Annotated in this window: 16 protein-coding genes and 1 tRNA gene; 12 read left to right on the forward strand and 5 right to left on the reverse strand. The window is 73.9% G+C overall.

The features are described 5' to 3' along the window. Window positions 1-61 precede the first annotated feature (61 nt). The 8 genes from ACFI33_RS06630 to ilvA all read left to right on the forward strand — a co-directional run bounded on the left by ACFI33_RS06630 (window position 62) and on the right by ilvA (window position 8,446). Window positions 62-463 (forward strand): FtsB family cell division protein, encoded by a 402-nt coding sequence (locus ACFI33_RS06630; protein ID WP_462623833.1) that lies wholly within the window; start codon window positions 62-64, stop codon window positions 461-463. A 50-nt stretch (window positions 464-513) separates the two neighbouring features. After that, on the forward strand, window positions 514-2,112 hold the full coding sequence (locus ACFI33_RS06635) for a DUF501 domain-containing protein (RefSeq protein ID WP_070709481.1): 1,599 nt from the start codon (window positions 514-516) through the stop codon (window positions 2,110-2,112). 53 nt (window positions 2,113-2,165) lie between these two features. Beyond that, on the forward strand, window positions 2,166-3,581 hold the full coding sequence (locus ACFI33_RS06640; protein WP_070709479.1) for an NAD(P)/FAD-dependent oxidoreductase: 1,416 nt from the start codon (window positions 2,166-2,168) through the stop codon (window positions 3,579-3,581). 91 nt (window positions 3,582-3,672) lie between these two features. Beyond that, window positions 3,673-3,749 (forward strand) — tRNA-Leu (locus ACFI33_RS06645). A 183-nt stretch (window positions 3,750-3,932) separates the two neighbouring features. Then, window positions 3,933-4,808 (forward strand): Bax inhibitor-1/YccA family protein, encoded by an 876-nt coding sequence (locus ACFI33_RS06650; RefSeq protein WP_036339974.1) that lies wholly within the window; start codon window positions 3,933-3,935, stop codon window positions 4,806-4,808. Window positions 4,809-4,929: 121 nt separating this feature from the next. Then, on the forward strand, window positions 4,930-5,901 hold the full coding sequence (locus ACFI33_RS06655) for an aldose 1-epimerase family protein (RefSeq protein WP_462623835.1): 972 nt from the start codon (window positions 4,930-4,932) through the stop codon (window positions 5,899-5,901). Next, window positions 5,898-7,115, forward strand: coding sequence for an AI-2E family transporter (locus ACFI33_RS06660; RefSeq protein ID WP_462623837.1), 1,218 nt, complete (start codon window positions 5,898-5,900; stop codon window positions 7,113-7,115). Before ACFI33_RS06655 ends, ACFI33_RS06660 begins: the two co-directional genes overlap by 4 nt. Beyond that, entirely contained in the window at window positions 7,115-8,446 is a 1,332-nt protein-coding gene (ilvA, locus tag ACFI33_RS06665) for a threonine ammonia-lyase (RefSeq protein ID WP_462623839.1), read from the forward strand. Before ACFI33_RS06660 ends, ilvA begins: the two co-directional genes overlap by 1 nt. Before the next feature lie 10 nt (window positions 8,447-8,456). On the opposite strand, the gene ACFI33_RS06670 is transcribed toward ilvA, so the two are convergent. The 3 genes from ACFI33_RS06670 to ACFI33_RS06680 form a co-directional block, all read right to left on the reverse strand. Further along, window positions 8,457-9,095 carry a GPP34 family phosphoprotein gene (locus ACFI33_RS06670; protein ID WP_041102933.1) on the reverse strand — a complete coding sequence of 213 codons (639 nt, stop codon included), beginning with the start codon at window positions 9,093-9,095 and terminating at the stop codon, window positions 8,457-8,459. Between the two features lie 96 nt (window positions 9,096-9,191). Next, on the reverse strand, window positions 9,192-9,686 hold the full coding sequence (gene greA / locus ACFI33_RS06675) for a transcription elongation factor GreA (RefSeq protein ID WP_002856531.1): 495 nt from the start codon (window positions 9,684-9,686) through the stop codon (window positions 9,192-9,194). Window positions 9,687-9,944: 258 nt separating this feature from the next. Next, window positions 9,945-10,391 carry a DUF4307 domain-containing protein gene (locus ACFI33_RS06680; protein ID WP_002856530.1) on the reverse strand — a complete coding sequence of 149 codons (447 nt, stop codon included), beginning with the start codon at window positions 10,389-10,391 and terminating at the stop codon, window positions 9,945-9,947. 115 nt (window positions 10,392-10,506) lie between these two features. Between ACFI33_RS06680 and mca the strand changes: the two genes are divergently transcribed. Beyond that, the gene (mca, locus tag ACFI33_RS06685; RefSeq protein ID WP_010079320.1) at window positions 10,507-11,499 is read left to right on the forward strand and encodes a mycothiol conjugate amidase Mca; all 993 of its coding nucleotides are present in this window, start codon (window positions 10,507-10,509) and stop codon (window positions 11,497-11,499) included. Between the two features lie 48 nt (window positions 11,500-11,547). Beyond that, window positions 11,548-11,952: a hypothetical protein gene (locus ACFI33_RS06690; protein ID WP_036339985.1), complete on the forward strand. Its 405-nt coding sequence runs from the start codon at window positions 11,548-11,550 to the stop codon at window positions 11,950-11,952. Between the two features lie 156 nt (window positions 11,953-12,108). On the opposite strand, the gene trhA is transcribed toward ACFI33_RS06690, so the two are convergent. Then, complete coding sequence (trhA, locus tag ACFI33_RS06695; protein ID WP_248086712.1) at window positions 12,109-12,828, reverse strand: PAQR family membrane homeostasis protein TrhA; 720 nt, start codon at window positions 12,826-12,828, stop codon at window positions 12,109-12,111. Between the two features lie 105 nt (window positions 12,829-12,933). Between trhA and ACFI33_RS06700 the strand changes: the two genes are divergently transcribed. Next, window positions 12,934-13,707, forward strand: coding sequence for an isoprenyl transferase (locus tag ACFI33_RS06700; RefSeq protein ID WP_041105013.1), 774 nt, complete (start codon window positions 12,934-12,936; stop codon window positions 13,705-13,707). On the opposite strand, the gene ACFI33_RS06705 is transcribed toward ACFI33_RS06700, so the two are convergent. Continuing rightward, window positions 13,686-14,327, reverse strand: a complete 642-nt coding sequence (locus tag ACFI33_RS06705) for a rhomboid family intramembrane serine protease (RefSeq protein WP_235187752.1) — start codon at window positions 14,325-14,327, stop codon at window positions 13,686-13,688. The two genes, ACFI33_RS06700 and ACFI33_RS06705, sit on opposite strands and share 22 nt — an antisense overlap. Before the next feature lie 227 nt (window positions 14,328-14,554). Here ACFI33_RS06705 and ACFI33_RS06710 point away from each other — a divergent pair, with 227 nt between their 5' ends. Beyond that, window positions 14,555-16,003, forward strand: a complete 1,449-nt coding sequence (locus tag ACFI33_RS06710; protein WP_036316323.1) for a PhoH family protein — start codon at window positions 14,555-14,557, stop codon at window positions 16,001-16,003. Window positions 16,004-16,067: the final 64 nt, after the last annotated feature.

Here is a 16,067-nt window from a genome sequence, read left to right on the forward strand (position 1 = left end):
CGCCGCCCTGGCCGCCGACTGAGCCGGACCCGCCCGCCGTCGGGCCCCGCTGCCGGAGCCGGTGCCGGCCCGGCAGATCACGGGCCGCTCGCTCATCGTCGTCGCCGTGCTGCTGCTGGCCGCCGTCCTGGTGGCCCCCACGCTGCGCGCGTTCCTGAACCAGCAGCTGGAGATCTCGGCCGCGCGCGAGGAGATCGCCGCCATGCAGGCCCAGCGCGAGGACTACGAGCGGCGGATCCAGCTGTGGGACGACCCCGCCTACGTGACCCAACAGGCGCGCGAGCGTCTCGAGCTGGTCATGCCGGGGGAGACCCTGTACTCCGTGACGGGGCTGCCCTCCGAGACCGACACCGACACCGAGGTCGAGGACACGCCCGCCGCCGGCGCGGACGAGACCGTCAACACCCGCCTGCCGTGGGCCGAGGGCCTGTGGGACTCGGCCGTCCGCGCCGGGCTCGAGTGAGCCCCGCGTCCCGCCCCCGCCCGCACCATCCCCGCACCCCCGAGGACACCATGACCGTCAGCCCCCGCCCCGCCCAGGACCGCACCGTCACCGAGCAGGACCTGGACACCCTGTCCCGCCAGCTCGGCCGCCCGGTCCGGGACGTCGTGGAGATCGGCGCCCGCTGCGTGTGCGGCAACCCCCTCGTGGCGACCACCGCGCCGCGCCTCTCCAACGGCATCCCGTTCCCCACGACCTTCTACCTGACGCACCCCGTGCTGACGGCGGCGGTCTCGCGCGTGGAGGCGGACGGGGAGATGGCGCGCATGAACGACCGCCTCGCCCAGGATCCCGCGCTCGCGGCCGCGCACCGCGCCGCGCACGAGGCCTACATCGCCGAGCGGGACCGGGTCGGGGCCGAGGCCGGCACGGGGCCCGTCCCGGAGATCGCCGGGGTCTCGGCCGGCGGCATGCCCGAGCGCGTGAAGTGCCTGCACGCCCTCGTGGGCCACGCGCTCGCGGCCGGGCCGGGGGTGAACCCGCTCGGTGACGAGGCGATCGCCCTGGTGGCCCCGTGGTGGACGCCCGAGGTCTGCGCGTGCGAGGGCGCGTGGGACGAGGCCGCGGCGGTGCCCACGAAGGACCTGTCCCGGCACGTGAGGCACCTCGAACGCGTCGCCGCGCTCAAGGAGGTCACGGTGGCCGGCGTGGACTGCGGCACGAACTCCATCCGCCTGCTGATCTCCCGGCCGGCCGGGACGGATGAGACCACCGGCGCCGTGGCCGACCCGACGGCGCCGCTGGCCGACGTCGTGCGCGAGATGCGCGTGGTGCGCCTGGGCGAGGGCGTGGACGCCACCGGCGCGTTCTCCGACGCCGCGCTGGAGCGCACCTTCGCGGCGGTGGACGAGTACGCCCGCCTGGTCCAGCGCCACCACGCCGGCCGGGTCCGGTTCGTGGCCACCTCCGCCAGCCGGGACGTCTCCAACCGGGCCGCGTTCGTCGACGGCGTCCGGGAGCGGCTCGGCGTCGAGCCGGAGGTCGTCTCGGGCGCCGAGGAGGCCGCCCTGTCCTTCGCGGGCGCCGTCTCCGCCGTCGAGACCGCGGACCTGGGCCCGGAGGACCTCGTGCTCGTCGTGGACCTCGGCGGCGGCTCCACCGAGCTGGTCGTCGGCACGCCTGCGGGCGAGGTCGTGGGCGCGGTCAGCCTGGACATGGGCTGCGTGCGGTTCACCGAGCGTCATCTGCGCTCCGACCCCCCGACGTCGGACGAGGTCGCCGCGGCCCGCGCGGACGCCCGCCGCCTCCTCGACGACGCCGCCGCCCGCCTGCCGCTGGAACGCGTGGCCCGCGTAGTCGGCGTGGCCGGCTCGGTGACCACCGTGACCGCCGAGGCCCTCGGGCTCAGCACGTACGAGCCCGAGGCCATCCACGGCGCGCGCCTGCCGATCGCGGAGTTCCGCGCGGCGGCGGAGGGCCTCGTGGCCGCGACCCGGGCCGAGCGCTCCGAGCGGGGGTTCATGCACCCGGGACGGGTGGACGTGATCGGCGCGGGCGCGCTGCTGTGGAGCACCGTCCTGGAGCGGGTGGCCGAGACCGCGGGCGTCACCGAGGCCTGGGCGAGCGAGCACGACATCCTGGACGGGATCGTGCTCTCGCTGCGGTCCTGATCACGGCGGCGGAAGATGGAGGGGCGGGGCCGGTGCGTGCGTAGACTGGCGGTATGTCTCTCACTCCTGAACTGTCTCCCAAGCCGCGCCTGCTGATCGTCGGCGGCGGCTACGCCGGTTTCCAGCTCGCGAAGGAGCTGCAGACCAAGGTCAAGGACCGCGGCGGCGTCGTGACCGTCGTGGACCCGCTGCCGTACATGACGTACCAGCCGTTCCTGCCCGAGGTCGTCGGCGGCCACATCGTGGGGCGCAACGTCGTCGTGGACCTCGCCACGCATCTCAAGGACGCCGAGGTGCTGCGCGGCACCGTCGTGAAGGTGGAGCACGCCCGCCGTGTCGCCACCGTGCGCGGCGAGGACGGCCACGAGTTCGAGCTGCCCTACCAGGACATCGCCATGACCGCCGGCGCCACCACCCGCGTCTTCCCGATCAAGGGCCTGGGCGAGCACGGCATCGGTCTGAAGACCGTGGAGGAGGCCGTGACGCTGCGCAACCAGATCCTGGAGCGCCTGGATGCCGCCTCCCTCATGGTGGACGCCGAGGCCCGTCGTCGCGCCCTGACCTTCGTGGTGGTCGGCGGCGGCTTCGCCGGCATCGAGACCGTGGGCGAGATGGAGCACCTCATCCGCACCGCCGTCGCCCGTAACCCGCGCCTGTCCCAGTCCGAGGTCCGCATCGTGCTCGTCGAGGCGATGGGCCGCATCATGCCCGAGGTCGGCGAGGACCAGGCCGTCGGCGTGGTGGAGCACCTGAAGGACCGCGGCATCGAGGTCCTGCTCAACACCTCGCTGGGCGACGCCACGGACGGGATCATGACCCTCGTGGACATGAAGGACAAGTCCGAGAAGGAGAAGTTCGGGGCCGACACCCTCGTGTGGACCGCGGGCGTGGCCGCCAACGCCGTCGCCAAGCAGACCGACTTCCCGGTCGAGGAGCGTGGCCGCATCGAGGTCACCCCCACCCTCCAGGTCAAGGACGGGGAGGACGGCGTGCTCGAGGGCGCCTGGGGCTGCGGCGACGTCTGCGCCGTCCCGGACCTGACCGGCGCGGGCCCCGGCGGGTTCTGCGTCCCGAACGCCCAGCACGCCGGCCGTCAGGCCAAGCAGCTGGCCGCCAACTACATGGCCGTCCGCCACGGCGAGGGCGAGGTGCAGGAGTACGTGCACAAGTCGCTCGGCGCCGTCGCCGGCCTGGGCTTCTTCAAGGGCGTTGGCAACCCGCTCGGCGTGAAGATCTCCGGCCCGGCCGCCTTCCTGGCGCACCGCGGCTACCACGCCTACGCGATGCCCACCCTGGACCGCCGCTTCCGGATCCTCTCCGGCTGGGTCGCCGAGACCCTGTTCGGCCGCGACTCCACCTCGGTGGCGGGCCTGGACACCCCGTTCAACCCGTTCCGCCGCGCCGCCGGCGTCGAGCTCGAGCCCGGCCGCTTCGAGCGGCAGCGGGCCCTCGAGTCCTCGAAGGGCTGATCCCGCAGCCAGCGGGCCGCCGGCCCCGTCCGAGTGCATCGGACGGGGCCGGCGTCGTCCGCACCCGGGCCCGCGTCCACGGGCCCGCCACGCCCCCGTGGCCCAACTGGCAGAGGCGGCCGACTTAAAATCGGCGTGTTGCGGGTTCGAGTCCCGCCGGGGGCACCACGCGTCTCCCCGCGCGCCTCGCTTCTGCGCCCACCGTGAACAGCCGGTGAACCGGCGCGGATCCACGCTCCGCCCCGCGCGCGGACGCAGACATCCCGATAGGATCGTGCTGAACCCCGGGGCACGAGCGCTGCTCACTGCGGCGGCGTGCGACCGGGCCGACTCGACCCGAAGGAGCGAGCCGTGGCGAATCCGGTCATGAACTCTCAGAACTTCCAGCAGCAGATGCAGGGCGGCGGACAGGCGCAGCCCGGTTGGTACCAGGGCGGGCAGCAGTCCGCGCAGTCCCCGTACGGCCAGCAGCAGAGCCCGTACGGCCAGGCCCAGGCGTTCGGCGCCGGCCAGGCGGCCCAGCAGTACGCGCACCAGCAGTCCATGGAGGACGCCTTCCGCGCGCCCTCCGCCGGCCCGGAGCAGACCGGCCGGATGACCTTCAACGACGTCGTCGGCAAGACCGGCCTGATGCTCGTGCTCGTCGTGGTGGCGGGCGCCGTGGGCTGGTTCTCGCCGGGCCTGATGATCATCGGCGCGATCGCCGGCCTCGTGCTGGGCCTGGTCAACGCGTTCAAGCGCGAGCCCTCGCCCGTGCTGATCATGCTCTACGCCCTGGCCGAGGGCCTGTTCCTCGGCGGCATCTCGGCGTTCTTCGAGGGCGCCTACCCGGGCATCGTGGTGCAGGCCGTGCTCGGCACCTTCTCCGTGTTCGCGGTGATGCTGGCCCTGTACACCTCGGGCAAGTTCCGCCCGACCCCGCGCATGACGAAGATCGTCATGGCGGCCATGCTGGGCTACCTCGTCTTCATGCTCGTCAACCTGGTCCTCACCTGGACGGGCATCGCGAACCTGCGCACCGGCGGCCTGGGCCTGATCATCGGCGCGATCGCCGTGCTGCTGGCCGCGTACTCGCTGACGATGGACTTCGAGATGGCCGCCGTGGGCGTGAAGAACGGCGCCCCGCAGAAGTACTCCTGGTCCGTGGCCTTCGGCCTGACCGTGACCCTGATCTGGCTGTACGTCGAGATCCTGCGCATCCTCTCCATCCTGCGCGGCAACGACTGACCGGCGCCCCGTCCCCGCACGGAGACCCGCACCGCCGCCCCGGTCCTGCACAGGGCCGGGGCGGTCTGCGTCCGCGAGGGCGTAGATTGAGGGGGTCCCTCGCCGCCACTCAGGAGGTCCCGTGACCGAGACCAGCGACCTGCCCGCCTTCGGGGCCCCGGACGCCACCGGCACCCAGCACCGCCTGCACCGCGGGTCCGCGGAGGCCGTCGTCGTCGGCCTGGCCGGTGCCCTGCGCAGGTACCGCGTGGGCGGCGTGGACCTGACCGAGCCGTACGGCCAGGACGTGGTCCCGCCCGCCGCCAACGGCATCCAGATGAGCCCGTGGCCGAACCGCGTCGCCGGCGCCCGCTGGATCCTGGACGGCGTCGAGCAGCGCCTGGACGTCACCGAACCCGCGCGCGGCCACGCCAGCCACGGCCTGCTGCGCAACACCCACTTCGTCACCGAGACGTTCTCCGCCCACGCGGTGACCCTGCGCGGTGAGATCCACCCCCAGCACGGCTGGCCGTTCCGGCTCACCCACCGCGTCACGTACGAGCTCGAGGCGGACGGCGGCCTCACCGTCACCGCCGAGGTGCAGAACCACACGGACGCCACCGTGCCCGTGGCGGTCGGCTCCCACCCGTTCCTGCGGATCGGGGACGTCCCGACGGCGGAGCTGAGCCTGCGCGTGCCCGCGGACGCCTGGATCCGCACGGGGGAGGACCTCATCCCCGTGGAGACCCTGCCGGTGGACGGCACCGACCTGGACTTCCGCCGCGGCCGGGCCGTGGGCGAGGCCGCCCTGGACGTGTGCCTCACCGGCCTGACCCCGGACGCCGACGGCCGGCACCGCCAGACCCTGCTCGCCGCGGACGGCCGCGCCGTGACCCTGTGGACCGACCACGCGTTCGCCTACACCCACGTCTTCGTCACGGACCGGCTGCCCGGCCGTGACACGGCACTAGCGGTGGAGCCGCTCACCGCTCCCGCGGACGCCCTGAACTCGGGGGAGGGCCTGCACCGGCTCGTCCCGCACGCCCGCTGGAGCGTCCAGTGGGGTCTGACCCCCCATGTCCCCGACCACCCACACGAGGAGGATCGCGCGTGAGCTCGACCCTGGCGGCCCAGACCAAGATCGACAAGGACGTGCCCTACGGGCTGACGGTGGCCGCGGCCTGGTCCTGGCGGCTGGTGGCCGTCGTCATCGGCATCGGCGTCGTGGTGTACCTGCTGGGCTTCGTGAGCCTCGTGGTGATCCCGATCCTCGTGGCCGCGCTGCTGGCCACGCTGCTGGCCCCGGTGTTCCAGGCGATGCGGCGCATCAAGGTGCCGGGCGTCGCGGCCGCCCTGCTGTGCGTGCTGCTGCTGGTCGTCGTCGTGGTGGGCCTCATGGGGCTCGCCGGTCAGCAGATCGTCCAGGGCTTCGCCCAACTGGGCGGCCAACTGGGCCAGGCCGTCGACGACGCGATCGCCTGGCTGGCCGGCGTGGGCGTGGAGATCCCCCGGTCCGGTGCCGGGCTGGAGGGCCTGTGGCAGACGCTGCGGGACAACTCCGCCACGGTCATGAACAGCGCCGTCTCGTTCGGCTCCACGGCCGTCAACATCGGTGCGGGCCTGTTCATCGCCCTGTTCTCCCTGATCTTCTTCCTCTACGACGGCGACCGCATCTGGCGCTTCCTGCTGATCTTCGTGCCGAAGGCGCACCGGGCCACCGTGGGCCGCGCGGGCCGCTCGGGCTGGCAGTCGCTCGGCTCCTACGTGCGGGTCCAGATCTTCGTGGCGTTCATCGACGCCGTCGGCATCGGCATCGGTGCCCTGATCCTGGGCGTGCCGCTGGCCATCCCGTTGGCCGTGCTCGTGTTCCTGGCCTCGTTCATCCCGATGATCGGCGCCACCCTGACCGGCGCGATGGCGGTGCTCCTGGCACTGATGTCCAACGGCCTGGTCAACGCGCTGCTCATGCTGGGCGTGGTGCTGCTCGTGCAGCAGATCGAATCGAACGTCCTGCAGCCGCTCGTGATGGGCAAGGCCGTCGCGCTGCACCCGCTGGCCGTGTTCCTGGCCGTCGCCGCCGGCTCCACCGTCCTCGGCCTGGCGGGCGCCGTGTTCGCCGTGCCGGTGCTGGCCTTCGTGAACAGCTTCGTCCGCGCCCTCACCGCCGACACCCCCGAGGAGCTCACGGAGCGGACGGACCACGCCCTCGAACCGGGCGGCGCGGAGGACGAGACGGCCGGCTCCCACCGGTACCGCCCCTCGACGCACGAGGACGCCGCCCTCGCCTCCGAGGCCGACGCGGGCACCCGGCACGGGGACGGCGCCTGATGGGCGCGGCGCAGGCCACGGACACCCCGGACCGGACCGTCCCGACGCCGTCGCCCCGGTGGGTGCGGCCCGCCGGCGGCCCGCCGACCCCGGCGGAGCTGCCCGTCACCCTCGGGGAGATCGAGCGGGCGCGCGAGACGCTGCGCGGGATCGCCGAGCGCTCCCCGCTGCAGCACTCCCGGGCGCTCTCCCGGGCCGTGGGCACGGACGTGCACCTGAAGTGCGAGAACCTGCAGCGGGCCGGCTCGTTCAAGGTCCGCGGCGCCTACGTGCGGATGGCGCAGCTGAGCGAGGAGGAGCGCGGCCGCGGCGTCGTGGCCGCCTCGGCCGGCAACCACGCCCAGGGCGTCGCCCTCGCGGCCGCCAAGCTCGGCATCCGCGCCCGCATCTTCATGCCGCACGGCGTCGCCCTGCCCAAGCTCCAGGCCACCCGGGACCACGGTGCCGAGGTCGTCCTGCACGGCTCCACCGTGGACGAGTCCCTCGCCGAGGCGCAGCGGTGGGCCACGGAGACCGGTGCCGTGTTCATCCCGCCGTTCGACGACCCGGCCGTGATCGCGGGCCAGGGCACCGTCGGCCTCGAGATCCTCGACGTGCTGCCGGACGTGGACACCGTGATCATGGGCATCGGCGGCGGGGGACTCATCGCCGGCACGGCCGTGGCCCTCAAGGAGGCCGCCCGGCGTCGTGGGCGCACGGTGCGGGTCATCGGGGTGCAGGCGGCCACCGCCGCCGCGTTCCCCGGCTCCCTCGAGGAGGGCCGCGTCCAGGTGCTGGAGAGCGTGTCCACCATCGCGGACGGCATCGCCGTCGGCAAGCCCGGGGCCCTGCCGCTGCGGATCGCCGCCGAGCTGGTGGACGCCGTCGTGACCGTCACGGACGACGAGATCGCCGCGGCCCTCGTCCACCTCCTCGAGCGCTCCAAGCTCGTGGTGGAGCCGGCGGGCGCCGTCGGGGTGGCCGCCCTGCTGGCGGGCCGCACGGCGGACCTGGGCTTCGAGCTCGGCACCACCGCCGTGATCCTCTCCGGCGGGAACATCGACCCGATGCTCATGCTGAAGTCCATCCAGGCCGGACTGTCGGCCGCGGGGCGCTACATGACCGTGCGCATCCCACTGCGGGACCGCCCGGGCGAGCTGGCCACGATCTCACGGATCATCGCGGACACGGACGCCAACGTGGTGCGCGTGGACCACACCCGCGTCGGCCCGGAGCTGTCCATGGGCGGCGCGCACATCACGATCGACATGGAGACCCGCGGCGCCGAGCACTCCGCCCAGGTCCTGGAGGCGCTGCGCGCGGCCGGCTACAGCCCGGCCCCGCTGCCCTGACCGGGCCGGCTCAGGCCACGGAGCCGGCGGCGGCCGCGGTGACGGTGCCACAGGTCCCGCCCACCGCGCGGCGCACGGCCTGGACCAGGAGGTCCTCGCGCGTCAGCGTCTCGATGCGGCGGACCATCTCGCGGCGGTCGTAGCGCTCGCGGACGCCCGGCAGCAGGCGTCGGGCCAGGTTGAGGTGCTGCAGCACGCCGAGCAGGAGCACGTCCTCGTCGGAGGGCTCGGCCTCGTCCAGGACCACGGCGGTCAGGTGCGCGAGCAGTTCGGCGCGCTCGGTGCCGCGGGGGACGTGCCGGGTGGCCAGGAAGGCCTTGCGCTCGGTGAGGCGACCGGTCTCGGTCAGATGGGCGACGACGGCCTTGCGCAGATCCGGCTTCCCGGCCGCCAGGGTGGCCACGAGCGGTCGGCCGGCCAGGGCGTCGACCTGTCCGAGGGAGGAGTCCAGGACGGGGTCGCCGGTGGTGCCGGCCGCGGTCACGAGCACGCGGGCCCGGTCCACGGGGACGTCCTCGAGGGTCACGATCCCGGCGGAGCGGTGGTCGGCCAGCGCGGCGGCCGCAAGGGCCACGCGGTGGTGGGAGGGGCTCTCGGAGAGCCCGTCCTCGCGGGTGAGCAGCAGGTGCGCCTTCTCGACGGTCAGCATGGGGCCAGAGTAGCAACGGGGGCGCGGTGGGACCCGGGACGGACGACGGCCGCGGCCCCTGGAGGGGACCGCGGCCGTCGTCGGAGTCGGGGTCGGTCAGCCGGAGTAGGGCTGGACGTCCTTGACCTCGACCTTGATGTCCTTGCCGTTCGGGGCGGTGTAGGAGACCTTGTCGCCCTTCTTGGCACCGTTGATGGCCTCGCCGAGCGGGGAGCGCTCGGAGTAGACCTCGAGCGACTCGTCGTCCGCGGCGATCTCGCGGTTGCCGAAGAGGAAGGTCATCTCGTCGCCGGCGACGACGGCGGTCACCACGGTGCCCGGGTGCACGGCGCCGTCGTTCTCGGCGGCCTCGCCCACGCGGGCGGTCTCGAGCAGGTGCTTCAGCTCGGCGATGCGGCCCTCGTTCTTGGACTGCTCCTCGCGGGCGGCGTGGTAGCCGCCGTTCTCCTTGAGGTCGCCCTCATCGCGGGCGGCCTCGATGCGCTCGATGATCTCCTGGCGGCCGGGGCCGGAGATGTGCTCGAGCTCCTTGGAGAGGCGGTCGTACGCCTCCTGGGTCAGCCACGGGGCGTCGGACTGGCTGGTGGTCATGCTCTGTTCCGCCTTTCTGTCTCGGGTGATGCGGAGTCCGGGGCGCGGCACACCGGGTCCGGCGCGCGATCCGCGTCCGGCGGACGCGCCCGCATGCGAAAGACCCCGCCGATTAGGAGGACGCGCGTGCCCCGAGGGCTCCGTGCGACGCCTGCCTGACTCACCGGCGGGGCGGGAATGCTCCGACGAGTCTATCCGGGCGGTGTTCGTCACACCAAAGGCGGCCGCTACGCCGAGGGCGGAGCGGGCCGGGAGGGTTCAGACCTTGCGGCAGGTCTCGACGACGCCGGAGTCGCCCCGCACCACGGTGCGCACGTCCACGGTGTAGCGCTGCTGCGCGTCCGAGGGGGAGTCCCGCCGGTCGGCCGGCAGGGTCTCCAGGCGGACGGTGCGGAAGCCGACGGGGGCGGCGTGGGAGTCGGTGACGAGCACATCGCACTCGGCCTGCACGCCCTCCGGGACGGAGGCCTGGAAGGTGACGGTCGCGTGGCCGTCGTCCTCGATGGTGAAGCCGACGTCCTTGTACTCGATGGCGCCCACGGACATGTTCAGGCCGATCCACACGGACAGCAGCACGGCCACGACCAGCCCGAGCCCGCCGAGGCCCGCCCACAGCCGACGACGGCCCGGACGTGTGTGGTCCGTGCCGTACCGGTTGGCTAATGTGGGGTCCTGCGCGCGAACCGCGGGGGCGTGGTGAGACATCCCCTCCACCCTAGCCGCTGCCCGCCGCCGGAGGCCGATGAGGACGTCGGCCCCGCCCCCTCACGCCGCCGCCCCCGCGGCGGCTCCGCCATCCGGACAGGAGTGTGCGATCCACGTGACCGATCAGACCCCCCAGGCCCAGCCCGCCGCAGGCACCGCCCTGCCGCCCTCCACCGGGCTGCGTCTCATGGCGGTGCACGCGCACCCCGACGACGAGTCCTCGAAGGGGGCCGGCACGATGGCCGCCTACGCGGCGGCCGGGGCCGAGGTCATGGTCGTCACGTGCACCGGCGGCGAGGCCGGCACCCTGCTCAACCCGTCGTTCGGGGACACCACCCGGGCCGACCGGGACATCGCGGCCGTGCGCCGCGAGGAGATGGCGGAGGCCGCGCGCATCCTCGGCATCCGGCACGCCTGGCTCGGCTTCCTCGACTCGGGCCTGCCCGAGGGGGATCCGCTGCCGGCCCTCCCGGCGAACTGCTTCGCCGAGATCCCGCTCCGGGATGCGGCGGCCCCGCTGATCTCGCTCGTGCGCCGGTTCCGCCCGCACGTGCTCATCTCCTACGACGAGGTCGGCGGCTACCCCCACCCGGACCACCTGCAGGCCCACGCCGTGACGATGGAGGCGTACCGGGCCGCGGGCCTCGCCGACGAGTACCCCGAGGCCGGGCCCGCCTGGGAGGTCTCGAAGGTCTACTACGACTGCGGCTTCAACCCGCGGAAGTTCCGCACGATGGCCGCGGTGGCCGAGGCCGACGGCGAGGACGTGCCGTTCGCCCGACGCCTGATGATGTTCGATGCGATGGACGCGATGCGCGAGGTGCTGCGCCGCCGTGAAGCCGGGGAGGACGTGCCCGACCCGGAGGTCATCCCGCCGTGGGTCACCGCGGACCACGACGTCACCACGCAGGTGGACGTCACCGGCTTCCTCGACGAGCGCGACGCCGCCCTGCGGGCGCACCGCACGCAGATCGACCCCGACGGCATGTTCTTCGACGCCCCCCACGACCTGCAGCGGCGCGCCTGGCCGTGGGAGGACTTCGCGCTGATCGACTCGCGCGTGCCCTCCGAGCTGCCGGAGCACGACCTCTTCGCCGGCCTGCGCTGAGCCGACCCGGCTCGGGCCGTGCGGCCGGGGCCGGTAGAGTGGGGCGGCGTGACACCCCTGTCTGGCCTTCCCCTCGTCCTCACCGCGCTCGCGGCCGCGAGCCCCGCGCCGGTGCCCGCCGTCCCGGAGCCGACGCTGCGCCCCGGGCTCGAGGAGGCGGAGGTCACCCCCGGCATCGAGGGGTTCCTGTTCACCGCGCTCATGGTGGTCATGGCGATCATCGTCTTCCGCGTCATGGTCCGCTCGGTGCGCCGCGTCCAGCAGCGCTCCCCGGAGGCCGAGGCCATGCTCGTGGAGCGCCATCAGCAGCACCTGCCGGACGAGGTCCGCGCGGGCGGCGAGCACCTGGACGCGGACTCCGAGGACCGGCTGCGCCGCCTGCAGGAGAAGTACCCCGGCTACCTCCAGGAGCCGGCCCCGGAGCCCCAGGCCCCGGACACCGGACGCGACTGACCGCCGTCGGGCCCGTGCACGCCCGAGACTCGGCGCCGGAGACTCCACGCCCGAACCCTTGAGGCCCGCAGACGCGCCGCTACGGCATGACCGTAGCGGCGCGTCTGCGGGCCTCGGCGCTGCCCGGCGGGGCGCAGACCCCCGTCCCCGACACGCTCAGGTGACGACGAGCACCGCCCGGTAGATGGCGACGGCGTGGCACACGAAGCCGGCCACCGTGAAGGCGTGGAACAGCTCGTGGAAGCCGAACCACTCGCGGTGGATCGTGGGGGCCTGCAGCGCGTAGCAGACCGCGCCCGTGATGTACGCGACGCCGCCGGCCACGATCAGCCACCCCGCCGCCGCATCCGCGGCGAAGAAGTCGCCCAGGTAGAGCAGCGCCGCCAGCCCGAGGGCCACGTACACCGGCGTGTAGAGCCAGCGCGGCGCGTCCGTCCACAGCACCCGGAACGCGACGCCGGCCACGGCCCCCACCCACACCAGGGTGAGCAGCACCCGCGCCCGGTCCGGAGCCAGCAGGGCCAGGGAGAGCGGCGTGTAGGTGCCGGCGATGACCAACATGATGTTCGTGTGGTCCAGCCGCTTGAGGACACGGGAGACCCCCTCGTTCCACTGCACCAGGTGGTACGTCGCCGAGACCGCGAACAGCAGCAGGCCCGTCACGGCGTAGACCGCGCTGGCCCACCGCAGCGTCGCGGTCGGCGCGAGCACGATGAGCACGATGCCGGCCGCCAGCGTCAGCGGCGCCATGACCGCGTGGATCCAACCGCGCAGTCGGGGCTTGTACAGCGGATGGTCGGGGTCGCGGATGCGCTCGATGCGCCAGCGCAGGCGACGGGCGGCGTCGGTCTCGCGGAGGGGTGTCACAGGGTCCATGCCTCCATTGTCGTCGGTCGGCCCGGGGCCGGGGCACGGGATGGTCGCTGTGTGCCGCGCGCGTATCCTGGAGGCTCGCAGGACCGTCCGAGAGGGGAGCGCGCCGTGGGTCGACCCGAGGCCTTCTACCGCCTGTACGAGCGGCGGCTGACGCGCGGCCTGGACCCGGAGCGCCTGCCCCGGCACATCGGCGTGCTGGTGGACGGCAACCGTCGCTGGGCCCGCGCGTTCGGGGCGTCCACGCAGCAGGGCCACCAGGCCGGAGCTGAGCGCATCCTCGACTTCATCGGCTGGTGCGACGAGGCCGGCATCCCCGTGGTCACGCTCTACATGCTCTCCACCGAGAACCTGCGGCGTCCGGCGGAGGAGCTCGCCCCGCTCCTGGAGATCATCCAGACGACGGCGGAGCGCCTCGCCCAGCCGGCCGAGGGCCGCGCCCCCGTCTGCGTGCAGCCGGTCGGCGCGGTGGACCTGCTCCCCGAGCCCATGGCGCGACGGCTCGCCGAGGTCGCCGAGCAGACCAAGGGCCACGACGGCGTGCACGTGAACGTGGCCGTGGGCTACGGGGGCCGCCAGGAGATCCTCGACGCCGTGCGCGAGCTGCTGCGGGACGAGCACGCCCTGGGCCACAGCGCGGCGGAGGTGGCCGAGTCCGTCACCGTCGAGCAGATCGCGGACCGGCTCTACACGCGCGGCCAGCCGGACCCGGACCTGGTCATCCGCACGTCCGGGGAGCAGCGGCTCTCCGGGTTCCTGCTCTGGCAGTCCGCGTACTCGGAGTTCTACTTCTGCGAGGCCATGTGGCCCGCGTTCCGCAAGGTCGACTTCCTGCGTGCCCTGCGCGACTACGGCAGCCGTCAGCGCCGGTTCGGCACCTGACGGTCGGCGCGGCCCCACCACAGGCCCAGCAGCACCCCGACGACGGCCCCGGCCAGGTGGCCGGTCCACGAGATGCCGGGGGCCGGCAGCAGGCCGATCAGGCTCGAGCCCAGGTGCGTGAGCGCAACGAGCACGGAGACGACGACCGCCCCGATCCGCCGCACCGCGACCCCGTAGACGATCAGGAACGCGATCAGCACGTACACGATCCCGGAGGCGCCGATGTGCACGCCCGGGGTGCCGATCACCCAGGTCAGCAGGCCCGAGCCCAGCCAGGCGCAGACGAGCAGGGCCACCGGCCGGCGCGAGACCAGGGCGGCCAGCGGACCGAGGACGACCAGCGCCGTCGTGTTGCCGATCAGGTGGGCCCAGCCGGCGTGCAGCACGGGGGAGAACAGGACCCCGTCGAGGCCGTCGAGGCGCCGCGGGATCAGGCCCACGCCGGGGATGATCACCCGGCCCAGGAAGATCAGCACGAACTGCGCGACCCACATGGCCGCAATCAGCACGGCGGTGGGCGCGACGGCGCCCAGCAGGCGGCCCCCGGCGCGCTCGGCCAGGGTCGGGGCGGGGGCCGGGCCGCCCGGCAGATCGGGCAGGCCGGGGGACGGGCGGTGCATGCTCAAGGGCCCTCCTGGGGACGGGGAGCGGGCGGCCGTCGGGACGTCGGCGGCGCGCCTCCAGTGTAGGGAGCGCGGGACGCCGGGGCCGTGGCGGAGCCCGGACGGACCGTCACCGCGACTTCATCCCGGGTTCACCGTGCCGGGCCCCGGCGGACGACGCCGCTTCCTAGCGTGGCCCGTGGGCGGACCCCCGCCCGCATGGTTCACCGGCACAGGAGGCAGACATGGTGGCAGAGCTCGTGGAGCACGCGCAGACCCGGCAGGAGCCGTCGAGCCGGCCGGGCCAGGCGCGTGCCGAGGCGGGGCCGGCGGACGCGACCGGCCTGCGGACCTACGTGGTGGACACGTCCGTGCTGCTCTCGGACCCGCGCGCCCTGCTGCACTTCGCCGAGCACGAGGTGGTCCTGCCGCTCGTGGTGGTCTCGGAGCTCGAGGCCAAGCGCGCCGACCCCGACCTCGGCTACTACGCGCGCACGGCCCTGCGCCTGCTCGACGACCTGCGCGGCCGCCACGGCGCGCTGGACCAGCCCGTGCCGATCACCCCCGAGGGCGGCACGCTGCGGATCGAACTGAACCACGTGTCCGTGGACGTGCTGCCCCTGGGCATCCGCGGCACGGACAACGACTCCCGCATCCTCGCCGTCGCGAAGGCGCTCGCGGACGAGGGCGCCACGGTCACGGTCGTGTCCAAGGACCTGCCGATGCGCGTGAAGGCGGCGGCCATGGGCCTCGCCGCGGACGAGTACCGCCACGAGCTCGTGCGTGACTCGGGCTGGCGCGGCACCGTCTCCCTCAGCGTGGCGCAGGAGCGGCTGGACGCCCTCTACGACGACGGCGAGGTCGACCTGGCCGGCGTCCCGCTGGGGACCCTGACCGGCACGGGCGTCGAGACCGGGCCGGAGGAGGCCCCGGCCGAGGCGGACCGCCTGCCGGTCAACACGGGGCTGGTGCTCACCGCGCCCCGGGGCTCCGCCCTGGCCCGGGTCGGCGAGGGCGGCCGAGCCTGCCTGGTGCGCGGGGACCGCGACGTGTTCGGCCTGCACGGCCGTTCCGCCGAGCAGCGGCTGGCCATCGAGCTGCTGACGGATCCGAGCGTGGGCATCGTCTCCCTCGGCGGCCGCGCGGGCACCGGCAAGTCCGCGCTGGCGCTGTGCGCGGGCCTCGACGCCGTGATGGAGCGCCGCGAGCACCGCAGGGTGGTCGTGTTCCGCCCGCTGTACGCCGTCGGCGGCCAGGACCTCGGCTACCTGCCCGGCTCCGAGGGCGACAAGATGGGCCCGTGGGCGCAGGCCGTGTTCGACACCCTGGGTGCGCTGGTCTCCCCGTCCGTGGTGGACGAGGTGGTGGACCGCGGGATGCTGGAGATCCTGCCGCTGACGCACATCCGCGGCCGCTCGCTGCACGATGCGTGGGTGATCGTGGACGAGGCGCAGTCGCTCGAGCGGAACGTGCTGCTCACGGTGCTGAGCCGGATGGGCCGCAACTCGAAGGTCGTGCTGACCCACGACGTCGCCCAGCGGGACAACCTGCGCGTGGGCCGGCACGACGGCATCGCGGCCGTGGTGGAGCGCCTCAAGGGCCACCCGCTGTTCGGACACGTGACGCTGACCCGTTCCGAGCGCTCCCCGATCGCCGCGCTGGTCACGGACCTGCTGGAGGAGGGCCGGGCCTGAGCCGGGCGGCGGGGTCGGTCATGAAAAAGGGGCCGCTGCCGAAGCAGCGGCCCCCGGCGGGGGT

This window comes from Micrococcus sp. PSi08, assembly GCF_054960655.1.